Source organism: Streptococcus oralis subsp. oralis (assembly GCF_002096455.1).
Lineage (GTDB): Bacteria > Bacillota > Bacilli > Lactobacillales > Streptococcaceae > Streptococcus > Streptococcus oralis_CY.
This window is the reverse complement of the sequence record NZ_NCUL01000008.1, coordinates 423,689-446,517: the sequence shown is the minus strand read 5'-3', so window position 1 is coordinate 446,517 and position 22,829 is coordinate 423,689. Positions and strand designations below refer to the sequence as shown.

The 22,829-nt window shown below is 40.5% G+C and carries 13 protein-coding genes; all 13 read right to left on the bottom strand.

Going from position 1 to position 22,829, the window contains the following annotated elements; all coding sequences use genetic code 11:
• Positions 1 to 11: 11 nt before the first annotated feature.
• Complete coding sequence (locus B7720_RS06645; RefSeq protein WP_000371290.1) at positions 12 to 269, bottom strand: DUF896 family protein; 258 nt, start codon at positions 267 to 269, stop codon at positions 12 to 14.
• A gap of 41 nt (positions 270 to 310) precedes the next feature.
• Positions 311 to 2,347 carry a glycine--tRNA ligase subunit beta gene (glyS, locus tag B7720_RS06640; protein WP_084857177.1) on the bottom strand — a complete coding sequence of 679 codons (2,037 nt, stop codon included), beginning with the start codon at positions 2,345 to 2,347 and terminating at the stop codon, positions 311 to 313.
• A 211-nt stretch (positions 2,348 to 2,558) separates the two neighbouring features.
• Complete coding sequence (gene glyQ, locus B7720_RS06635; protein WP_084857176.1) at positions 2,559 to 3,476, bottom strand: glycine--tRNA ligase subunit alpha; 918 nt, start codon at positions 3,474 to 3,476, stop codon at positions 2,559 to 2,561.
• Between the two features lie 35 nt (positions 3,477 to 3,511).
• Entirely contained in the window at positions 3,512 to 3,883 is a 372-nt protein-coding gene (locus tag B7720_RS06630) for a GFA family protein (protein WP_070696943.1), read from the bottom strand.
• Positions 3,884 to 4,200: 317 nt separating this feature from the next.
• The gene (locus B7720_RS06620; RefSeq protein WP_084857175.1) at positions 4,201 to 8,712 is read right to left on the bottom strand and encodes a S8 family serine peptidase; all 4,512 of its coding nucleotides are present in this window, start codon (positions 8,710 to 8,712) and stop codon (positions 4,201 to 4,203) included.
• A 289-nt stretch (positions 8,713 to 9,001) separates the two neighbouring features.
• The gene (locus B7720_RS06615; RefSeq protein ID WP_084857173.1) at positions 9,002 to 9,844 is read right to left on the bottom strand and encodes an aldo/keto reductase; all 843 of its coding nucleotides are present in this window, start codon (positions 9,842 to 9,844) and stop codon (positions 9,002 to 9,004) included.
• Positions 9,845 to 9,925: 81 nt separating this feature from the next.
• A complete protein-coding gene (gene pgdA / locus B7720_RS06610) occupies positions 9,926 to 11,317 on the bottom strand; it encodes a peptidoglycan-N-acetylglucosamine deacetylase PgdA (protein ID WP_084857171.1) in 1,392 nt (463 codons plus the stop codon).
• A gap of 102 nt (positions 11,318 to 11,419) precedes the next feature.
• Positions 11,420 to 13,147, bottom strand: coding sequence for a septation ring formation regulator EzrA (gene ezrA, locus B7720_RS06605; protein WP_084857169.1), 1,728 nt, complete (start codon positions 13,145 to 13,147; stop codon positions 11,420 to 11,422).
• Between the two features lie 80 nt (positions 13,148 to 13,227).
• Positions 13,228 to 15,174 carry a DNA topoisomerase (ATP-hydrolyzing) subunit B gene (gene gyrB / locus B7720_RS06600; RefSeq protein ID WP_084857167.1) on the bottom strand — a complete coding sequence of 649 codons (1,947 nt, stop codon included), beginning with the start codon at positions 15,172 to 15,174 and terminating at the stop codon, positions 13,228 to 13,230.
• Between the two features lie 13 nt (positions 15,175 to 15,187).
• Positions 15,188 to 15,751 (bottom strand): HAD-IA family hydrolase, encoded by a 564-nt coding sequence (locus B7720_RS06595; protein ID WP_008289140.1) that lies wholly within the window; start codon positions 15,749 to 15,751, stop codon positions 15,188 to 15,190.
• Between the two features lie 460 nt (positions 15,752 to 16,211).
• Positions 16,212 to 20,939 (bottom strand): glycoside hydrolase family 70 protein, encoded by a 4,728-nt coding sequence (locus tag B7720_RS06590; RefSeq protein WP_084857165.1) that lies wholly within the window; start codon positions 20,937 to 20,939, stop codon positions 16,212 to 16,214.
• An 86-nt stretch (positions 20,940 to 21,025) separates the two neighbouring features.
• Positions 21,026 to 21,889: a helix-turn-helix domain-containing protein gene (locus tag B7720_RS06585; protein ID WP_000894366.1), complete on the bottom strand. Its 864-nt coding sequence runs from the start codon at positions 21,887 to 21,889 to the stop codon at positions 21,026 to 21,028.
• Between the two features lie 385 nt (positions 21,890 to 22,274).
• Positions 22,275 to 22,829 carry a DJ-1 family glyoxalase III gene (locus B7720_RS06580; protein WP_000246647.1) on the bottom strand — a complete coding sequence of 185 codons (555 nt, stop codon included), beginning with the start codon at positions 22,827 to 22,829 and terminating at the stop codon, positions 22,275 to 22,277.

Sequence of the window (22,829 nt, the reverse complement as noted above, 5' to 3'; positions counted from 1 at the left end):
CCCCTTTCATTTTATGAGTTAGGATCATCTATACTACGGCCGTGCAAACCTTTTTCACGTTGTACCTGACGTAGTTTTTCTGGTGTGACGTCATTGCCTTCCTCGTCCACAATTTTGATTCCCTCGATGTGGTGACGAACAGATCGACGATAGCCTTCGATGTACTCCTCACGAAGTTTAGCTTGTTCCACTTTTTCAGCAGAAGTTAAGCCTTCTGTTTTTTTCTTTTTGGCAAGCTCATTGATACGAGCGATTTTTTTCGGATCCATTTCCTCTCCTTTGTGATAAGATACAGTCCGTTTGACTGAGTTTATTTAGTATTGATTTGGTTAAAACGAGCGAGCTTAGCTGCTTTCTTGGTTAATTGCGACAAGATTGCCAAACGATTTTGTCGAACAGTCTGATCTTCAGCCATTACCATGGTATTTTCAAAGAAAGCATCAATAACTGGGCTAAGCGCAAAGAGTTGTTCTAATTGCTGACTTGCAGTCCCTGACAAAACAAGTGATTCTACGGCTTCTGCCAAGGCTTTCTCTTCTTCATTCTCAAAGAGAGCAGGATCAACAGTATCAGTTCCTTCGGCTTTTTCAGCCAAGTTGAAAGCACGTGAGAGGGATTCGACAGATGGTTTGAAGTCTTCTTTCTTGCTTGCTTCCACAAGAGCACTTGCTGCTTCTAGCATATCCGCCACAACAAAGTTTGAACTTGCAAGAACTGCTTCCTTGATATCTTTTGGAGTTGAACCCATCATCTTATCAACACGAGCCTTGATAAAGTCCATAACCTCTGCTTTATTTTCATAAGTCAAGCTGTCAAATTTCAAGCTGTAAAGGCTATCGATCAGCTCATCCATAGCAATATGCCAACCAAAGGCATCCAAGATACGAACAACACCTTGCGTCGCACGACGAAGGGCATAAGGGTCGTTAGAACCTGATGGAATCAAACCTACTGAGAAGAAACTCAAAATTGTATCCAATTTGTCTGCAATGGCTAGAATGGCTCCGACCTTGCTCTCTGGAAGTTCTCCTTCGGCTGATGTAGGCATGTAGTGTTCACGAATGGCGGCCGCAACTGCTGGAGTTTCCTCAGCAAGAAGGGCATATTTCTCACCCATAATACCTTGGAGTTCATCAAACTCACCAACCATACCTGTCAACAAGTCAAACTTGTAAATGGCTGCTGCACGAGCTAGGTCAACTGTTTCATCCACTGACAAACCAGCTTTTTCTGCCAAGAGAATGGCAATCTGCCCCGTACGAATCATGTGTTCACGAAGAGAACCAATCTTTTCGTGGAAGGTCACATGGTTCAATTTTTCAACAAGATCTGAAATGACCAATTTTTGGTCTTCACGCCAGAAGAATTCTCCATCTTCCAAGCGTGCTACCAAGACTTTTTCATTACCCTTGATGACATTTTCCAAATGCTCTGCGTTTCCATTACGAACAGAAATGAAGTTTGGTAAGAGTTTACCGTCTTGATCACGAACAACAAAGTAACGTTGGTGTTCTTTCATCGAAGTCACCAAAACTTCTTCTGGAACATCAAGGTATTTGTCATCAAAACTTCCCATAAAGGCAGTTGGGTATTCAACCAAGTTCAAGACTTCATTGAGCAAATCAGCATCAATTTCGATACGTACACCATGCTCAGCTTCGATTGCTTTTATTTGGTCAACAATCATTTGCTCACGTTCACGAGGATCCGCGATTACAAACTGTTCACGAAGGTCTTCTTCGTAGCTTAATGCTGACTGAATCTTGGTTTCTTGTCCCAAGAAACGATGGCCACGACTTACACGACCTCCCTTAATATCAAGAAAATCCAAGTCAAACTCTTCTTCATCTAAAAGAACAGTTAAAGTTTGTACAGGGCGGATGTATTCAAAAGTGTTGTTAGCCCAGTGCATGCTAACAGGGAAAGTTAGGGATTTTAAGACATCTACAACACCAGGAACAATGGCTTCAACTGGTTGCCCCACTTCTTCCTTGGTAACATAGACATATTCTTCACCCTTGATTTCACGGAATTCAATATCTTCAACTGTCAAGCCTTTCCCACGGACAAATCCTTGAGCTGCTTTGGTGAAGTTTCCATCACTATCCAATGCAATTTTCTTTGCTGGTCCCTTGAAATCTTCTGTCAAATCAGACTGTTTGTCTGCAAGACCAGTCACACGAACAGCCAAACGGCGTGGTGTTGAGAAGGTTTGAATGGCTTCAAAAGATAGGCGGTTTTCCTTGAGGAAGGCTGCCATTTTTTCACCTAGTTGTTTTTCGCTTGGAGTTACTACGTAGGCTGGTAACTCTTCAAGACCGAGTTCTACTAATAAGTTTTTTGTCATGTTTTTTCTCCGAAAAGTATCTTTTTATTTTCCAGTTTGCCTTATGTGATTGGCACGCAAGCAACCAACTTCGTTGTTTCATTGCTAAAATTGGAGCCGAAAGTCTCCAATTTTGCCTAGTATCCTTAGCTTCACTAAGGATACCTTCATCACTGCGGCAACTGGATCAAGGCTCACTCTGTTCGCCCATTTTCGTAAACCGTCACTCTCTTTATTCTGCGTCTTCTGCTAGGAGTTTAGCTCGTGTTGCTTCATCCAAAAGTGGGTAGCCTAGGCGTTTGCGTTCTGCGACAAAGGTTTTAGCTACGACACGGGCTAAGTTACGGATACGGGCGATATAGCCTGCGCGCTCTGTTACAGATACGGCACCACGCGCATCAAGCAGGTTAAAGGTGTGTGAACATTTGAGAACATAGTCATAGGCAGGGTGAACCAAGCCTTCTTCCAAGGCACGACCAGCTTCCTTTTCAAACTTATCAAAGTTTTCAAGCAACATTTCTTGGTTCGAAATTTCAAATGAATATTTTGAGTGCTCATACTCAGGCTGGATGAAGATTTCTCCGTATTTTACACCATCTGCCCACTCAATATCATAGACAGAGTTGACTTCTTGAATGTAAGAAGCCAAGCGTTCCAAACCATAGGTAACTTCCGCAGTCACAGGGCCTGTTGCCAATCCACCGACTTGTTGGAAGTAAGTGAACTGAGTGATTTCCATACCATCAAGCCAAACTTCCCAACCGAGACCAGCTGAACCAGTTGATGGGTTTTCCCAGTTGTCCTCAACGAAACGGATATCGTGTTCCAATGGATTGATACCCAATTTTTCCAAAGACTCAAGGTAAAGTTCCTGGATATTTGATGGAGATGGCTTCATGACCACTTGGAATTGGTGGTGTTGGTAGAGACGGTTAGGGTTTTCCCCATAACGACCGTCAGCAGGACGACGTGATGGCTCTACATAAGCCGCATTCCATGGCTCAGGTCCGATAGCACGAAGGAAAGTGTAAGGACTCATTGTCCCCGCACCTTTTTCATTATCATAAGCCTGCATGAGCATACAACCTTGGTCATTCCAAAATTGTTGCAAAGTCAAAATAATTTCTTGAAATGTTAATTTCTTAGACATTGTTTACTCCTTTAATTTATATTATCTTTTTAGCTTTATTCATCAAGCAACCAAGAAAAAGCTGGCTCCTGAAAAATATGACGTTTGGGAACAGTTTGTAAATTCTGATCGCATTCGTCTATTGTACCTAGTTTCAAAGCACAGACTTCTGGTATATTTTCTTGAGCAGTGAAAATTTGACTATGACAGTTCTGACAGTAATAGCGTTGTTTTCCTGGAGATGAACTATAGGTAACCAACTGTTCTTTTCCATGCAATACTAGGTTTTTACTACTAACTTTGGCATTCACTGTATAGGCAGACGCAGTTGCTTTCCGACAGAATGAGCAGTGGCAAAAAACTAATTCCGACAATTCCTCATCTAAAGTGTAGGTCACTGCTTTGCATAAACAAGATCCTTTAAGCATTATGCTCCTTTCTACTTAGGCATTAGACGAAATTCAAAAAGAACCGAATTTCAACACCCAAGCCTTGCGACTAGGGGCGTCAGAAACGCGGTTCCACCCTAATTTATTACTTCATTTTTTTTAAAAATACGACAGAAAGCGCCAGTTTCTTAGCTTGTTCTACTTGGCTCCCACTGTCCCAAGCTCGCTTGAAGAACGCCATAAGACTTTCTTTCCTAGCTAGTATTATAGCAGATTTTCTAGCTAGTGTAAACCAAAAATGAGTCTGAAAACAAAGTTCCAGACTCATTTATCAGTAAAGCTTCAGAAACTCCTGTTTAAGGATGTCTTTTCGCTTTTGGTTTTTTGCCATGTAGATTTCTCTTGGCTTGTTTCAATGCTGTAATGGCATCTTTGACATCTTCTTGGCTCGCTCCTGGATCATTCAAGAGTTCCTGAGCTTCTTTAAAGGCTAGAAGATAAGCAGCTTTTTCTTTCTTATCTGCGTAGATAAATCTCGCATTTTTTTCTTGGAAAAGACGTTCATCTTTGACCAGTTTCTTCAGACTAGAGAAGTCAGTAGCTTTGCCATTCAGTTTACTTTTAGCCGTCGCTAGGGCAATGAGAGATTGGTCAATTTGATCCTGTTTGACTTTAGGATCTACAGCTAGTAAGGCAATTTCTTGGAAGGCACGATCATAAGCTCGACGTACTTTTTCCTTGGCATTAGCATATCTTCCAGTTTTAGTCGTTGCATAGTAAGCTTTCATGGCTTCTTTCAAAGCTGCAACATTCGAATCTTTTCCATCCAAAGCCTTACCAGCAGCCTCAAGACTAGCGAGAACTCCATCAATCAATTCTTGCTTCAACTTGCTTGACAAGGCTGACTGCGCCACTTGGAAAGCTTGGTCATAAGCTTTTCTCTTATCTGCACTACTATTAAAGTAGCGAGACGTTTCTACCAGTTCTTTTTGTTGATTTACCGCAGCAATCAAAGCCAACTTAGACACAACAGATAGGCGCAAAGTATTATTTCTACCGGGCTGAACGAGCAAGGAAACAAGATCTTCAAGGAGTTCATATCCAGTTGGCAAGGTGACTTGTACAGTATAACGACCTGTAGCAACTTTCTTACCAAAGGCGTATTGACCGTATTTTTCAGCAGGAAGAGTGATCCTTGTACCATCTTCTCCTTTCAGAACCACAGTAGTCGTCTTTGGAACTGCTTGATTGAAGGAAACAGACACTGGTGCATATTCTAGGAGATTTGCTAGGAAGGTAATGGTTTGGAAACTATTTTCTTCCGTCAAGTCAAACTCTTGGGATAAGGCACTGATAAATTTCAATTCTGTTCGGTCATAACTGAAAATTTCTGCTGTATAATGACCAAACTGTAAGAAATGAATCGCTTTTGTCTTGTCAACATCAACATATTGCCCCTTGCTATTTTTGATTCGATAGACGTAAAGGGTATCAATATCCTGGTTTGTTTTTGCATCCTTCAAGGCAACTTTCACTCGACCACTATTTTGATCGCGGACAAGTTCAGCAAGTGAGATATAGTCTACATTTCCTGCATAATCCTCTACAAGATAGTAAATATTAGCCTTGTCAACATCCTTAGGAAGTGTATAACTACCATCAGCATTGGCCTTAATCAGATGGGTGTTTTCAAGCGCACGAGTTCCAGACTGGTCTTTCCCAGTTAGAACCATGGTCCCTTTCTGGTCAAATGGTGTGATATAGAAGACTTTTTCTGAAAGGATACCACCTTGACCGACATCTTTTGGTTTACGAGCTACGAATTCTTGGTTTCCATCTTTAAAGCGAATATAACCACTTGTGATGACAGGTTTTTGAGTATCAATTTGAATTTTGAAGGTCGTGTATTGTTCTTTGGCTCCTGGAACATCTGGTGTGTAACTAATAACATAGTCATATAAACCATCTGCAACGGTATTGCCATCAAAATCCTGACCTTTCCAAGCAGTATTATCTAGAATATAACTCTTCAGATTTCTACTGTCACCATCAAAATAATTTTTACGAAGATCCTTTGCATCGCCCTCCCAAATAGGATGTTCATGCTTAGTATCCGTAGCCGCATAAACTGTTGCACGAAGATTTACAAGATTTCTCAAAGCAACCGTTTTGTATTCAACTAGGTCTTTGTTTCCATCATCGTTTGGAGAAATAGCAATACGGACATTCCCTTTTTCGTCCAACTGAAGAACATGCTTACCTTCAGCATTTTGTTCGATTCCAAGAACGGTAATTCGGCGTCCTTGGCGTTGACCTTTAGATACTAGAAGATCATTTTGCAAGGTTGCGAGATAGGTAGCATCATTAGAGTAATTAACGGCAGGATTTTCCTTGTCTACCTCTGTGTAAAATCCATTTTTCCCTTCTCGAACAAGATTGTAAATTGGTTTTTCGACAGCGGGGAGATTTTGGAATTCACCTCGGAAGCCCATAAATGCAAGACTCACAATATCTCCATCATCTGCTGGATCTACAAAGCGAACAAGCCCTTCAAGGAAATAGCCATTTGGCATTTGTTTGCTGAGTTCAGCAGCAAATTTTCGAGCATCTACTTTAACAGTGACTGTTTGACTGCTGTGGGCTTTGACCGTCACTTCAGGCCAGACTGTCTCTGTTAATTTTCGAGGTCGAAGGGTGAATTTTCCATCTTGAACTTCGTCTGTATTGGTATTCACCACCATCTTGAGAGTACGGTCAGTATCTGAAATATTGTGTACAGTGACCTTGAAAGTAAATTGATCTCCAACATTTCCCAAAGTCACGCTTGGATAACCATTTTCACCCGTTACATAGAGGTCTGTTGACACTGCAGCAGCTGTATCCACAATACCAGAACCTTGCTGACGAGGAGAGGTATAAGTGCCTGTGTCCTTATTAACATGTGGTTTTGCAGTTGACATGATCAAGGCCTTGACAGTCTCTGATACTTGCTCAGGAGTCAATTCTGGATGGTGTTTTTGAAGGTATTCCTTAACCAGAACTGCAACACCCGTAACGTGAGGAGCCGCCATACTGGTTCCGCTGATACTACCGTAGGTATTGTCATTAAAGGATGAGTAGATATTGCCACCAGGAGCTGTCACATCTGGTTTCAATTGTCCATCGGTAGTCACTCCCCAACTTGAAAAGTCAGATAGCTGATTGGCTACATCAGAAGGACGATTATCCATCTTACCATTAAAAACAATCTTGTAGTTTCCTGATTTTAAGGCTTCACCATACTGTTTAGAAATAAATACAGAAGGAATTTTCTTTGCTTCATCATCAATAGCCATATTGATGTTTGCACCTTCTACATTATTGTAGATCAAAGCACCAACTGCACCGTGTTTTCGTGCATTTTTGATCTTCTCTGAAAAGTTCATAGCTCCTCGCTGAATGAGGGCAAGTTTCCCAGTTAAATCCAACTTCGCAAAGTCTTCTTCACGACCTAACCCTGCTTCGACGTATTCGTACTCTTTTCCTTTTTCAAAGTCCTTATCTGCTTCAGGTTGATTATAATCAAATTTTCCGTTATGAAGGCCGGCATTTCCCTCTAGACCTTTAACTTCAAAAACGGCTGTTGTCAATGTTTTATTGTTGACAGAAGCAACTGAAATTGAGTCTTCAACAGTGGATGGATTTCCAACCAAGCCATAGTCTGGGTTTTCGGCTAGCGGTTTTGAATAACCATTTCCAAATGTATTGCTGTTTCCTGCTGAGATAAGAACAGATACTCCCTTGGCACGAGCCCGTTTGATGGCATCCACGATATCGGAACCAGCATCCACCATAGAACCAGTGCTAGATCCCAAACTCATATTAATAGCATCTGCTCCTAAGGCAACTGCATCATCAATCGCCTTTACATAAAGGGCAGAACTGGTCGTTTTTTGGCGGTCTGAAAAGACACGCATAAACATGACTTGGGCTTCTGGCGCCACACCATAAACTTTTTCGCCATTCGGTGCTTCTTTATCAGGATTTCCAGCTGCAATCCCTGTTACGTGCATCCCATGAGAAGTTCTTTCTGCTTCTTTGATTTTATCTGTTCCGTCAAAGTAGTCATAGGCATAGACAACCTTATCGCTATACCATTTACCGTAATCGATTCCAGCAGCCTTTTTAGCTGCTTCGATGGCTTCCTTGTTTTTAAATTTTGCTTTTGACGGATCCGAAATTCGAAGAACCTCATGATTCAAATCAAGCCCAGAGTCAATAATGGCAACAACTGTCCCCGTCCCCTTGTAACCAGCCTTCCAAGTTTTTGGTACTGTGATGATATCATTGCTTGAAAGACTATTGGGTTTTGCAGACTCAGCTTTTTCTTGTTCTTTTTCAGTAGTTGCCGTTTCTCCAGTAGTTTTAAGAGCTGTCGTTGCTTGAGTCTCTTTTTTCTCTATTGTAGAAGCCTTCTCAGTAGCAGGCGCTGGACTGGTAGCGACTGTTGTTTCTTTTTGGACGACACCTTGGTCTACTTCTTTTGCAACTGCGCTATCTTTTCCTGATTCTTGGGCTTCAGCAGTTTTATCAACCGGAGCTTCTACCTTAGCATCTTGTTTACTAGCATCCTCTTTAGAAGTTTCAGCTTCTTGTTTCTCTCCAACTACTGGTGCTATCCCATTAGTATTGGTTTGGTCAGTCGCAGAGTTTGAGTGTTTATCGTCTTTTAGCTCTGTCTTAATTTCCTGAGTTTGAGCTTGATTTTCACCTGTACTCTGCTCATTGGCACTGACTTGACTTGCTCCAAAAACCAATGCAGTTCCCAATAAAACTGAAGCAAGACCAAATTTGTATTTCCGTAATGAAAAACGTTGTCGTCTATTCATAAATAATCTCCTTTTTCTTTAAAGTATACCTATTATAACGCAAATAATCATAAATTTTCATAAAAATCTGAATTGTCACAAAAATGTAATATTTACGTATATATTTTACTTATTTAATTTTATAATTCGTGTTATTTGCCCCATCAAACCAAAGTTTTTTAAATTCGTTCCTATATTTCAATCCATAAAATTATTTCATTATACAAACAATTTAGATTTTTTATACATAAAAAGACTAGGATTTAAAATTCCTAGTCTTTGTTAATTCGGTATAAATCGATTTTAAAAATTAAAAATCCATCTCATCCACACGAGGTGCGCCCGAAGTCACTGAAATTGTCTTTAAGACTTCTCGCTCGTCTTTGCTGAGTTCAATTCCAAAACAGTCAAGATTGCTCTGGATACGAGAGGCTGTCACTGACTTAGGTAGGGGTAAAAAATCTTCTGCCAAACTCCAAGCCAAGGCAATTTGAGCCACTGATTTCCCATGCTTCGCAGCAATTTCTTGGACTTCTTTCTGTTCAAACAACTCTCCTTGTCCAAATGGCCCCCAAGCCTCTAAGAGAATTCCTTTCTCTCTACAGTAGTCAACCACTTCCTCTTGATAAACTCCTGGTGCCAAGCGCACCTGATTGACCGCTGGAATGACTCTTGCTGTCTCAAGCAAGGCATCCAAATGATGAGGAAGGAAATTACTAACGCCGATAGCACGGATTTTGCCTTCTTGGTAAAGATCCTCCATCGCTCTCCAGACTTCAGCATTGCGAGTTTTCCATTCGTCATTTTCTCTTAAAGGTTTTGGATTTGGCCAATGGATAAGGTACAAATCTAGATAATCCAATCCCAGTTTTTCCATTGATTCTTCAAATGCTTGGCGAGCTTCATCATAGCTGTGATTGGTATTCCAGAGTTTGGTCGTTACAAAGATTTCTTGTCTTGGAATACCGCTATCTCGAATAGCACGACCAACACTTTCCTCATTTTTATAGATAGCTGCAGTATCGATATGTCGATAACCATCCTTTAAGGCTTCTAAAACGGCTTGGTAGGCTACCTCTCCATTTTCAGCTTTCCATGTTCCAAATCCTAGTACAGGAATTGAAACTCCATTATTAAGGTTGTAAGATTTCATCGTTTTTCCTTTCTATGTGAAGAAAATCTAAAGAAACAAAATCCTGATTATCAGAACACTTGCCCCTTTAGATTTTAACAATTATTGATCACGATCGTAATAGATCTCGTGAGCTTTCAAGCGAGAATTGAGCAATTCAGGAACGGTCACAAATGTATACCCTTCACCCTTTAAATACTCAATGACACTTGGTAGAGAATTAACCGAAGGACCATGAATATCATGCATGAGGATGATGGAACCATTGCGAACCTGACGTTGAATCTCTGTCAAAATGGCTGTCTCGTTTTTACTCTTCCAGTCCAAACTATCCACGTCCCACATGATGAAGCTTAAATCAAGGCCGTTTCGAATATCATCAGTGATGGCACCATAAGGTGGGCGCATCAGTTTAGAGCTTGATCCTAAAACTTGAGTTAACAAATCTTCTGTATCAGTGATTTGCTTTTTAGCGTCTTCGAGCGAAAGTTGTGAAAGAACGGGATGACTCCAGCTGTGGTTTCCTACAACATGACCTTCTGATTTCATTCGTTTTAGAAGATTTTCATTACCTGCAATGTTTTTACCAAGTACAAAGAAGGTTGCTTTTACACCATATTTAGCTAAAGTATCCAAAGCCTGTGTGGTTGTAGTTGGATTTGGACCATCGTCAAAGGTCAAGGCTACAACCTTTTTATTTTTCTTAGCAAAGTATGCTTGGTAAAGTTCAGCATCCTTTTCTAATAGATAAGAAGACTCAATGACATCAAAGAAACTAGATATTGGCAAAGCAATTTCCTCAACAGTCTCTCCAGGATTAGCAGGATAAAGGATGATTTGACTATCCTTATAATCAAAGCTCCAAGATGTCAATTCTTGGTCTGTGAAGCTCTTTATAACTTGATCAATTTTTGCCTGGTCAAGTTTCTTATCTTCTAGAGTTGATTTGATTTGACTCAGTAAGAGTTCCTTAGCCTTACTTGCATCTTTGAAGAGTTTACTGAGGTCAAAAGCTTTCCCATCTTCGGTCAAGAAAATTTTCCCTAAAGAAGTCTTTTCTTTTTCTTCAACCTTTGATGCAGACAAATCGTAGACTTGCTTGCTGATATTACGAGCAACAACTCCCTTTAAGACGGGATCCAATTGCTCACTATAATAAAAGACCAAGTCCTCTTTATCTTCCAGCTTTTCTTTAATATCCTGGTTGATTTTTTCTCTAACAGACGCAATGACTTCCTCTCCTTGCAGAGGGTAGTAGGCAATCACCTCAGCTTGACCTTTTCGGAAATGGTCCTTCTGACTACCTGAGTTGAATTGCTGGTCCTTTTCGCTTTTTAGCGCTTCAATTTTTTGTTCGTAAGATTGCTTTTGTAGTAGCTTATAACCAATAGCACTTCCTAATAGAATCGTAGCAATTCCTAAGATTCCAACAAGGGAAAGCAATAGCCTTCTCGTTTTATCGTGAGAAACACGTTTCGCTCTATTTTTTTTCATATTTCCATCATATCAAATCGAGGCTATTATTTCAATGATAAACAAGAATTCTGATTTCTTTTTAGAAAAATAAAAAAGCTTAGAAATATCTAAGCTTCTCGTTTAGAAACGAATCGTTTCACGTGTTTTCTCATATGAAGTTACAAAACGGTTTGTGACTCCTGGTTCAGCAACTTCCAAGGCTTGTGAAATTTTTTCAAATGACGCCTGGTAGTCAAACTCTTTTTCAAAAATTTCAAGCGCTTCGTTGAAGGCCTCTTGGATACGCTCATCAAATGAACGGTAACGGTTTGAGTATTGGAGTAGTTGCTCAGTCAAGGTTGCATATTGAACGATATCATAGGTTTCTGTTTCAAGTGCTTCCATATCATTTGTTGCGACTTCAAGAATTCGTTTAACCGATTCAATATTCACTTGTGGTTGTTCTAACTCTGCCATCAAATCTTCTGTGTTATGACTTGCAGTAAAGAAAAGTTTCAAGAAACTTTGAGGAATACCTGGCAAGTTTCTCTTCTCCATGTAACGTTTGATAGTATGCAAACGGTTCACATAGACATTTGCTTTTTGGCGAGCATTGAGGTCGTCTTTTTCAATTTGCGCAAGTCGTTCGCTAACAGAGATTTGCTCATCCTCTATATCCTTGAGGTTGCTTTGAAGCATTTCCAACTGTTCTTCAAGAACAGAGAAGGCTTGAGTTGGCTCGCCTTGGTCTTCTGTTACCTCTAAGATAGCTGTATCAAGTGCAGCCAATTCTGCTTGAAGACGACGAACATGATTGCCATCACTTTCAGGAAGAAGGTAGGTTTTAGTCAAGCGTTCAAGGTCCTGAACAAGCACCTGATTATTTTCTTTCAAGTGGTTAAGATAAGTTGGTAATGTAGCAAGAAGACTTTCAACCACTTTTTGAGCTGCAATTTCACGAGTGAAGATATCATAAAGCGCATTGATTTCTTCTTGAATACGATTATTTTCATACTCTGCATTGTCCAATTCCAACTGACGAATATTTTCTTGATTATTTTTCAGAGATTCGTGCAAAAGTTGGAAACGGGACTCGATATCTGTTTCTGTAAAGTGGTAGTTGGCATCCAACAGCTTGCGATAGCCTTCTTCCAAATCTGCTAATTGTTCTGGCAGTTCCTCTGTCAAGGTTTCAACAAGAGCTGGAATTCGCTCAACGATGTGTGTCAAAGCAAGAATATGATTTTCAGTTGAATCAAGAATTGCTGCCGCTTCAACTGGGTCACCTGATGAATTTAGGGTAACAAATTGAGAGAACTCGGATTGAATGTTTTCCAATTGTTTCTCAATCTCAGGAAGGGCCTTACCATATTTCTCCGAATCTTCTGCAACAGTATGTTGAAGGGATTCAAACAAGTCCAAGGCATGAAGGACACGGCCACTATTCTTAGATTCTTGCTTTTCAAGTTCTGAGAGAGCATTGCGAATAGCAGCAATGTCTTCTTCAATCAAGCCGATTTGGCTCTCAATTTGATCAATCTTGTGAGCTGCTTTGAAGAAACGGAAAGAATTATTGTAGCTTTCAGCTTCAAAGAGGTGATTTTCAATATCAGCAAATGAATTCAGAGATAAATCAACCCATTTTTGGTTCCATTCACGGAAGGTCACCTGGCTTTGACCAATCAAGTGCATGTTTTTAACGGCTTCAACCTCATCATTTACAGGAAGGTTGTAGAGTTCTTCTTTTCTTTCTTCAAGGGCCGTTAATCTGCTTACATTACGCTTACGTAAAAAGATGGCTGTTACATAAGCTAAGATCAGAATGACTGCAATCGCAACCATTAGATAAATTAGTTGTCCATTAGACATATCAAACTCCTTTTATACTAGAAACAATCGTAATGATTATATCATATTTTTTAAACCAAGGGAACTATTTCCCACATTTTTTAGACGTCAAGTGTACTGTAAACAGCGTTTTCTTCGATAAATTCGCGACGAGGTTCTACTCGATCTCCCATCAACATATCAAAGATTTTATCTGCTTCGGCAGCATCATCTACCGAAACACGCGCCATCAAGCGATGTTCAGGATCCATGGTTGTTTCCCACAATTGGTGGTCATCCATTTCTCCCAAACCTTTATAACGTTGGATGGTTGGTTTTGAACGCCCTTCACTGTGACGTGCTAAGGCTTCTTGGAGTTTAATTTCTTGATCTGCACCAGGTTGAATGTATTCTTTGATCTCACTTCCAACTTTAACCCCGTAAATCGGTGGTTGGGCAATGTAGACATAACCAGCCTCTAAGATTGGTTTCATATAGCGGTAAATCAAGGTTAGCAAGAGAGTTCGAATGTGGGCTCCATCAACATCGGCATCGGTCATCAAAACGAGTTTTTGGTAACGAGCCTTAGTGACATCAAATTCTGCACCAAATCCTGTTCCCATGGCTGTGAAAAGGCTTCGAATTTCTTCGTTGGCAAGGATTTTATCCATGCTAGCTTTTTCAACGTTCAAGATCTTACCACGAATTGGCAAGATAGCTTGGAATTCACGATTACGACCAGATTTGGCTGATCCACCAGCTGAGTCTCCTTCGACGATGAAGAGTTCGGTTTCAGCAGGGTTGTTAGAAGAACAGTCTGCTAGTTTTCCTGGAAGATTGGAAATTTCCAAGCCAGATTTCTTGCGAGTGACTTCACGCGCACGCTTTGCAGCTACACGAGCCTTGGCAGCCAAAATCCCTTTTTCCACGATACGCTTGGCAATCTGTGGATTTTCCATGAGGAAATCAGAGAAGGCATCGCTGAAGAGGCGGTTGGTAATCTTAACTACTTCACTATTCCCCAGTTTGGTCTTGGTTTGTCCTTCAAACTGCGGGTTTGGATGCTTAACAGAGATAACTGCAGTCAAACCTTCACGAACATCTTCCCCTGTTAGGTTATCTTCATTGTCTTTTAGTAGTTTATTCTTACGAGCATAATCATTGATAACACGTGTCAGCGCTGTACGGAAACCTTGCTCATGCGTACCACCTTCATGGGTGTGAATGTTATTGGCGAAACTCATGACGTTTTCGTGGTAACCAGTTGTGTACTGCATGGCTACTTCAACTGTGATATCATCCATCTCACCGTCTGTGTAGATAGGTGTATCAAAGATCACATCCTTGTTCTCGTTGATATATTCAACGTAGCTAGCAATCCCACCCTCATAGTGGTAATGTTTAGTCTGTTCGAGACCATCACGCTTATCTGTGATGGAGATTCGAAGGCCTCGGTTCAAAAAGGCTAGTTCTTGAATACGTTTGTTTAATTTTTCAAAGTCAAAAGTTGTTGTTTCTGTAAAAATCTCTGGATCTGGTGTGAAGTGAACTGTTGTTCCCGTTTTATCCGTATCTCCAACCACCTCAAGATCAGCAACAACATGACCACGACGGTATTCTTGGTAATGAATCTTACCGTTTTTATGGACATGAACATCTAGTTGAGCTGAAAGAGCGTTTACTACTGATGAACCTACACCGTGTAATCCACCTGAAACCTTGTATCCGCCACCGCCGAATTTTCCTCCAGCGTGAAGAACTGTAAAGACGGTCTCAACAGCGGGACGTCCTGTCTTTTCCTGAATATCAACAGGAATTCCACGCCCATCATCCACTACGGTGATGGAGTTATCTGGCTCTATAAAGACTTGGATGTGACTGGCAAATCCAGCTAGGGCTTCGTCAATTGAGTTATCAACGATTTCCCATACTAGATGGTGAAGACCTTCTTTTGAAGTCGATCCAATATACATACCTGGACGCATACGAACAGCTTCAAGTCCCTCCAAAACTTGAATTTGACTGGCATCATAATCCTGTGCCTGTTGATTTTTGATTTCTTCTGTCATTTTTTCCCTTTTCTTACATGTCTATTGCTTGTCTCAATGTCGCAACGTTATTAAAAAGATAGGCATCTAAGCCAGCAGCTTTACCTGCTTCTACATCAATATTTCTGTCACCAATGACCAAACCAGATGTAATATGATATTTATCACGTAAATAAATCATGGACTCAGGATCTGGTTTCCGTTTAAAGCCAGAACTGGCAGTCACCACCTCGGTGAAGTAGTTCGCTATCTGGGTCTTAGCAAGAAGTTCTAGTACTTGGTCATTTCGATGAGAAACCAAGAAATGGCGGCCACCCTTGTCCGAAATGTCTTTGAGTAATTCTGGAATTCCCTCAAACAAAACTGGATGTTCTAGCTCACGCGCTTCATTTTCTTTGTAGTTCTCTAAAAAACCCTCGATATTTGGTGCAAACTTCTCGATGGCAAAAGCTGTCGAAACCTTCAAAGCTTCGTAGACTCGGTCGTGTTCTTGCTCTATTCCGTATTGGGCTAAGGTTTCTACAAAGGCTGCAGTAGAAGTCTCATAATTATCCAATAGGGTACCACCTAAATCCCATATATAGTCGTGATATTTCATACCCTTCATTATACCATTTTTTTATGAAAAAAGCGATGATTTCCTAGATTTTTCGGCTCTATAATTTATATAGAGAGTAAAACACTATTGCATCTATGGAGCCTTTTTGTGAAGAATAGCTCCTCTATAAATAATCAAGCAAAATCTTTCTTATCTCAAATGTACAAATTAAAGAATAGAAACTACTAACAACCGCGTCATTGTTCACAAACGAAACGCTTTTGGATTTTCAAACTTTAAAAATAGAATACTCATTGCTTTGAATACCACAATAGAGTGCAGAAAAAGATTATTCCAATATGGAGTCCCTTGTTAATTCATTACAGTTCCCAATGATTCCATCTTTCTTTTCAATTGTAATTTATTCTCCAAACAGGCAAAAAACGATAACGTCCTTTTAAGGTGTTATCGTTTTTGTATATCATCAGATAAAGTTTGATTTTTATTGAGCTAAATTCGATTAGTTTCTTCCGAAGTTTTGACCTCTACCATCGCGGTCAAAATACATCCAACTTCCATCTTCAAGTTGAATCCATTTGCTTCGAGCCATATCCCCTGAATTGGCATCGAAATATCGACTAACCCCATTCACATCAACAACTTTTCCTTTGACTTGCTTGCCGTCTTGCGTGAAATAGAGAGTCTGTTGACCAACCTGCTGCAAGCCTGTCACTGCTTTTCCATCTTGATCAAAATAGTACCACTCATTCTGGGAACCTTCGACAAACTTGTTGGTTGCCATCTCTCCTGAGTTAGCATCAAAGTAACGGATACTCTTATCTGAAAGTGTCACGATTTTGCCCTTGACTTGCTTGCCATCTTGGTCGAAGTAAAGTGTTTGTTTGTCAATCTTTTGAAGGCCTGTCACTGCTTTACCAGTTTGGTCAAAGTAATACCATTCGTTCTTGGCACCTTCTGCAAACTTGCCGACTGCCATTTCTCCTGAGTCGGCATCAAAGTAACGGATGGATTTATCAGCCAAAGTTACTACTTTACCCTTGACTTGCTTACCATCTTGGTCAAAGTAAAGTGTTTGTTTGCCAATCTTTTGAAGACCTGTCACTGCTTTACCAGTTTTGTCAAAGTAATACCATTCGTTCTTGGCACCTTCAGCAAACTTGCCGACCGCCATTTCTCCTGAGTTGGCATCAAAGTAACGGATACTCTTATCTGAAAGTGTCACGATTTTACCCTTGACTTGCTTGCCATCTTGGTCAAAGTAAAGTGTTTGTTGACCAATCTTTTGAAGACCTGTCACTGCAACTCCATCTGCTCCGAAATAGTACCAATCACTTGGGTTATCACCTTGAGCAAAACGATTGATAACAGCATTTCCTGAATCCTTGTCAAAGTAACGAAGTTTGCCATCTTTAGCACTCACAATCTTGCCCTTAACCTGATAGCCGTTTTCATCAAAGAATTGCTGTCCATCTCCTATCTTGACAAGACCTCGAGCCATAACGCCCTTGGCATCAAAGTAACGCCAGTTTTGACCATCAGTAGTGTAGTAACGGTTGAGAACTTGGGCACTAGTTTGATCATAGTAGTACTGATTACCATTTTCATCTTCACGGATAGAATCACGAAGTTGAATACCATTCTTCAAGAAATAAACGTGCTTGCCATCAATTTCATGAGCACCTGTTACAAGATAGCCTCGTTTATCGAAGTAATACCAATTTCCATTTTCATCTTGGATAAAGGAATTTTTAGCTTGATAACCACTAGTTGAATAGAACTTAGTACCATTGGCATCACTAACAAATCCTGTGTAAGCATTCTTATTAACTAATTGCTTAGGCAATACTATCTCGCCATTTTTGTTAGTGAGATAGTCGTTGCTAGCCCAGTCTTTAAGAACATAGTAAGCCCCACGACCTAAGATATTGGTACCATTGAAGTACTTAGCCGACCACTTGGTAATCTTCTCATCTGTTGTCATTTTTTGACCATTGGAAATCTGTACTCGTTCAAAGATTTCTGGATATTTAGCTTTAAGCTCATCCAAGAAGGCTCCACCGTACTTACCTTGGAAATCAGTCCCATTGGTCTTACTATTAGCTACATAGAGTTTTTCCTTGATTTCTGCGCCTTCACGGTAGGTTCCGTAGTTATTGACACGTGTTGCTGTTACCACTTCCTTACCTGGTAGGTTATAGATTTGGTCTGGTACCCAGTCCGCGATGGCTTGGATATTGACACTGTGAAGCGCACGAAGAGCATTGAGCAAATCTTTTAAAGAACCATATTTATTGTTCTTGCTCATCGCCATATCGTAGCGGTCTTCAAAGGCATAACCATTCTGAATGATAGAATCTAAGAAAGTACCGTCTTGGCTAGATACATACTGAGGTGGTAGCTCAAATGAAGTTACTCCCCATTCCTTGAAGAGGTTGACATTTTTAGCAATGACTTTATTGGTATATTGGTCATCGCGGGTTGCAAAGTCTTGGAAGTTAGAAAATCCTTCGTAAATCAACTGAGAATCAAGGGCTGCGCTAGATTCGTAAACTTGACCACTAGCATTTTTCTTCTTGCTTGCTGTTGTACGAGCATCCTGATCTGCCTTAGCGCCAACTGGTACCCAAACAGCCAGATAACCAGAAACCTGTACATTGCTGTAGCCTGCAATATCATTCATATCAAAGGTTAAAATGCCATTAGCATCTGTCTTCTTCCAGAGCGATTGCGGCACTTCTTCGTCAGTTAGATAACGGGAAATACCATCTTTGGTCGTCAAAAGCACAGGGCGATAGTATTGATTCTTGTGGGCTGCTCCCATATTGACTTGCAGTTTATCCCATTCGTTCAGTTTCAGGTTAGGGTTGTTAGAAGCAATAACAGCCATCCCTTGGGTACGGGTTTCTGCTGTTCCTTCATCTGTTGCTTCATTGGCACCAGTACCGTAGCGAACAGAAGTCAAAATACCATTGTAAGACCATTTATCAGCCTCACGAGGTACACCCATATATGTGACTTTCATGTCTTGTCCACCTGCTACATACTTAATACGAGCACGCAACAAGGCATCGATAGCATCGTGGTAAGGAGATTTTTTCTCCATGTATTGACCATCATCGGTATAGAGGTCACCATAGTAGACCCGAGTGATAGAGTCTTTATTGGAGAGCATGAGAGCATGAGCAGTTGGGATGTTGAACTGCGTATACTTCTTGTCTGCCTTGCGCATATCTTCGTTGTAGATCTTGAAGGCTTGCTTGAGTTCATCCATAGTAAAGGTCAAACCATCCGTGTTTGGATTAATATTTTCTCGGATGATGTCGGCAATAACGGTTTGTACTTCACTGTCATGAGCCCGAACAAAGATATAGTTAGCCATCCGTTCGCCATTTTTCTTTTCAGAAGAACGGTCATTTAGACTATTTGTAATCGTTGGCTCTACTCCGCTACGGATAGATAGATTACGCATGAATGAATAAAGCAAGGAGAAGCGTAGCTTGTTGTCAATTGCTAGTTGAGCACCTTTAGTATCTTTGTTGTAGTCAGGATCGTTATCAGACCAAGCTTCCAAGATAGACAAATGCTTGATAGCTTCTTCTTCACTTTCTCCCACCTTGTAGCGAGACTTGAAGTAGTCAGATGCGATTTGGAGCAAGTCTGCGTTGACATTGTCCACCGCATCGACACGAACTCCATCAAAATTAGCAGTCGGATCATTGGCTACGATGCTTCCAAAGTTCATCATAAAATGCAACCAGTTGAGTTGTTCGGCTTGAACAGCTGGATTAGAGTTGTCAAAGTCGTTAGCGAGCAAGAACTCATAACCACCATTTGACTTGTCAATGAAGTACTTAGGTGTACCTGTTTGACTAGTAGGGGTACGGTTAAGCAGACGGAACTTAGAGTCAGCATGAGAGCTCTTCTCATTATTAGTATAAAGCAAAGCTCCACCCTGCAAGTGGTCCTTTTTAGTACCAGTTGTTTCAGACTCTGACTTGATATTCCAGTTTGGCTGGGTTTTGACAAAGGCACCCATCAGCGTTCTCAACCATTTGGTATCGCCTTCTTTACCAATTTTTTCCTCAATTTTGCGCTGAACCTGCTGAGAAGCACCTGTCAGAAGAGCTTGTTCAACTTTGTTTTCAAAAGCACCTGCTCCCAGACCTTGCTGGTTCATATAGTTGAGGTAATTAATTTGAGTACGTTTATCAGGCCACCAAGCCATCAAAAGAGGACGCAAGTCTGTTTCTGTCGAAGCCGTCCATGCTTTTCCATCTTTTAAGATGAACTTTGGACGATACCAAGTATCTGCTGTCAAATAACCGTCTACAGTTTCAATATCCTTGTCAGTCGTACCATAGAAAGCATTCTTTTGGGAGAATTCATTATTGAGACTGCTGGTTCCTTGTTGGAACTGATATTCATTTGAATCAACTAAGGCACCAGTTTCTGCATCAAAATAAAGTATTCTCCCATTAAGTTCAACTGCAAAGTTCTTTTTAACTGTACCATCGTCCTGAACATAGTAATTTTTACCATCAATGGTCTTGATATGAGATAGGACATCATCATCATGGTCAGCATTTACAGGTGCAGGTTGAGCCTGAGCTGCCACCATTCTTTCAGCTACTGCTCCTTGTTTTTGAGCAGGTTCAGGCAAGCGATCTTTCTTTGCAACCTTTGGATTTGCAACAATCTTGTCTTCAACAGCCGATTTTTCTCGTTTGCCGCCTTCTTGGTCTTGGGCAGTTGTTGGCCCTGCTTGTTTATTCTGCTCTGCTACTTCTGTTTTAGGAGTTTCTGTGATTGCATTAGCAGCTTTAACTTCTTCAGCAACAGCAGCCTTTTCTGTAGATGCTTCTTTCGTATCTGCTGGTTTAGCAGGCTCTTGAGCATTGGTTTGAACTGTTGCTTCCGTATTTTCTGCTGGTTTAGCAGGTTTTTCACTAGCAGCAACATCGCCTGTCACCTTGTCTGCAGGGGTTGCTTTTTCTACTTCTTTCTCAGAAGCTACGTTAGCTTGGGCTGGAGTTTGCTGACCCGGACCACTAGTCTGAGCTGTAGCAGGTTCTTGAACTACAACCTGCTTTACATCATCCGCATGGACAACGCCTGGTTCTAGACCAAGTACCTTTGGTGCTACAATAAGGGCCAAGGTAGTCAAAGCAATGGCTACCCAGTTTTTCTTAACTTTATGCATCTTATAATGAATCTTTTTCTCCATCATAAAGCCTCCTTCTGAATTTAGTATAAAGTTACGCTCTTATTCTAGTATATTTTTCAAAATGATCATTTTTTGTTGCACATCTACAACTATGAAAGGCAAATTCTTTCAAACTGTTCTTTAAGCTTTTGAGCAACACCAAAGGAATCTAAAAATTCAAAAAAAGATAGGCATTGCTCGATGTCACTGAGAGCATTGGTATTCCCAACCTTGTAGGAGTAGAGAGCCCTATGATACTTAATCAGCGTTCGATCATATAGATCTGTTTCAGGAATTTTAGAGTGGTCGAGATAATTGAGAAACCTCATAGCAACTAGCAGATGGTTTCCTTCGATACAGACGCTAATGACATTAAGTAGCATCTTGATAATACGGCGGCGATTTTCAGGTAGGTTATTATAAAACTGGGTACGATTGATCATCTCACTAGCGAAGGTTTCCAGCGTTTCCAAGGTCATCAAATCAACACTGTTTGTAAAAAGCCAGAGTTCATAACGTCCCCACTCCTCAACAGAAAAGAGATGATCCGTCAGGAATTCAATATCCTTCTTGCTAATCTGAAAATCTGAGCAACAGGAGGACAAGAGGGCCCTGACAATGATTGTATTGAGTTTATAGTTTTTCTTCTCAGGAAACTGTTCGGTCAAAGCTTCTGAGCTTGACAAAATATTTTGGAGCTTGACAACATTGTTTTCCTGATATGCATCAGCTACTTTTTTTGAGAACAGCACATCATCTGAATCAATGTAATTATGGTAAACATACTGAAACTCCTCTAGGGAAACGGCCATATTTTTTAAACAGCAATAAAAAGAATCAAGTGTGATCCCATTGACTCCCCGTTCAAAACGGGATAGCTGAGCCACGGAAATATCACCAGCAGCTACCTCTTTCAGGGACATTTTTTTTGATTCTCTAATGACTTTGAATATTTTTCCAAAAGTTTCCAACATATCACTCCCCCAGTTTCGTATATGCAAAAAATTCTTACTAATTTTAATATACTAGTAACACATTTCAATTACATTACAGAGAAAGTACTTTATATTTCAAATTAATACAAGCAGATTAATTCACACGATAAAGTATCTTAATATAGCATTTGTTGAATATTCTATCTTTTTCAAGAATCTTTTGATTTCAGAAACAATCTGAAGTATTCTATCTAACAACTTGAAAACACTAACATTTCTAGAGATAGATTTCCTTCTTATGCTAGACAAAGTTCTGGACAAAACTTGATTGATTTATAAAAGATTGATATAAAAGCGCAGGACAATCATATGAAACATTTTTTAGAAATGGAGTAAATAAAAAAACGAGAGTCCGCCTCTCGTTTTACTGTTGATTTCCAAAGACATCTCGATAGAGCATGCCGTCTCGTAAACTTTCAGCATCTCCTCCCAATTGCTCTACCAATTCATAGGCAAAGGCAAGTGCGGTTGACGGTCCTCGGCTAGTTGTTAGATTACCATCTACAACCACTGTTTGCTTTTGATAAATTCCATCAGTAATTTGCTCCTGAACTCCGTCATAACAAGTAAAGTGCTTGTCTTTCAGGACACCTGCTTGATGGAGGGCGATTGGGGCTGCACAGATAGCTGCAATTTTCTTTCCAGCTTGGTCAAAGGCTTTAATCTCAGAAATGAGGGCTGGATTATCCCGTAGGTGAGCTGATCCTGGCATGCCACCTGGAAGAACTACCAAGTCATAGTCAGACAAATCACCATCAAAGATACGGTCGGCTTTTACCTGAATGCCATGTGATCCTGTCACGTGCTCTTCAAATCCTACCATATCACATGAAATGTTTGCTCGACGCAAGACATCAACTACTGTCAAGGCTTCAATTTCTTCAAAACCCTGGGCTAAGATAACTGCTACTGTTGCCAT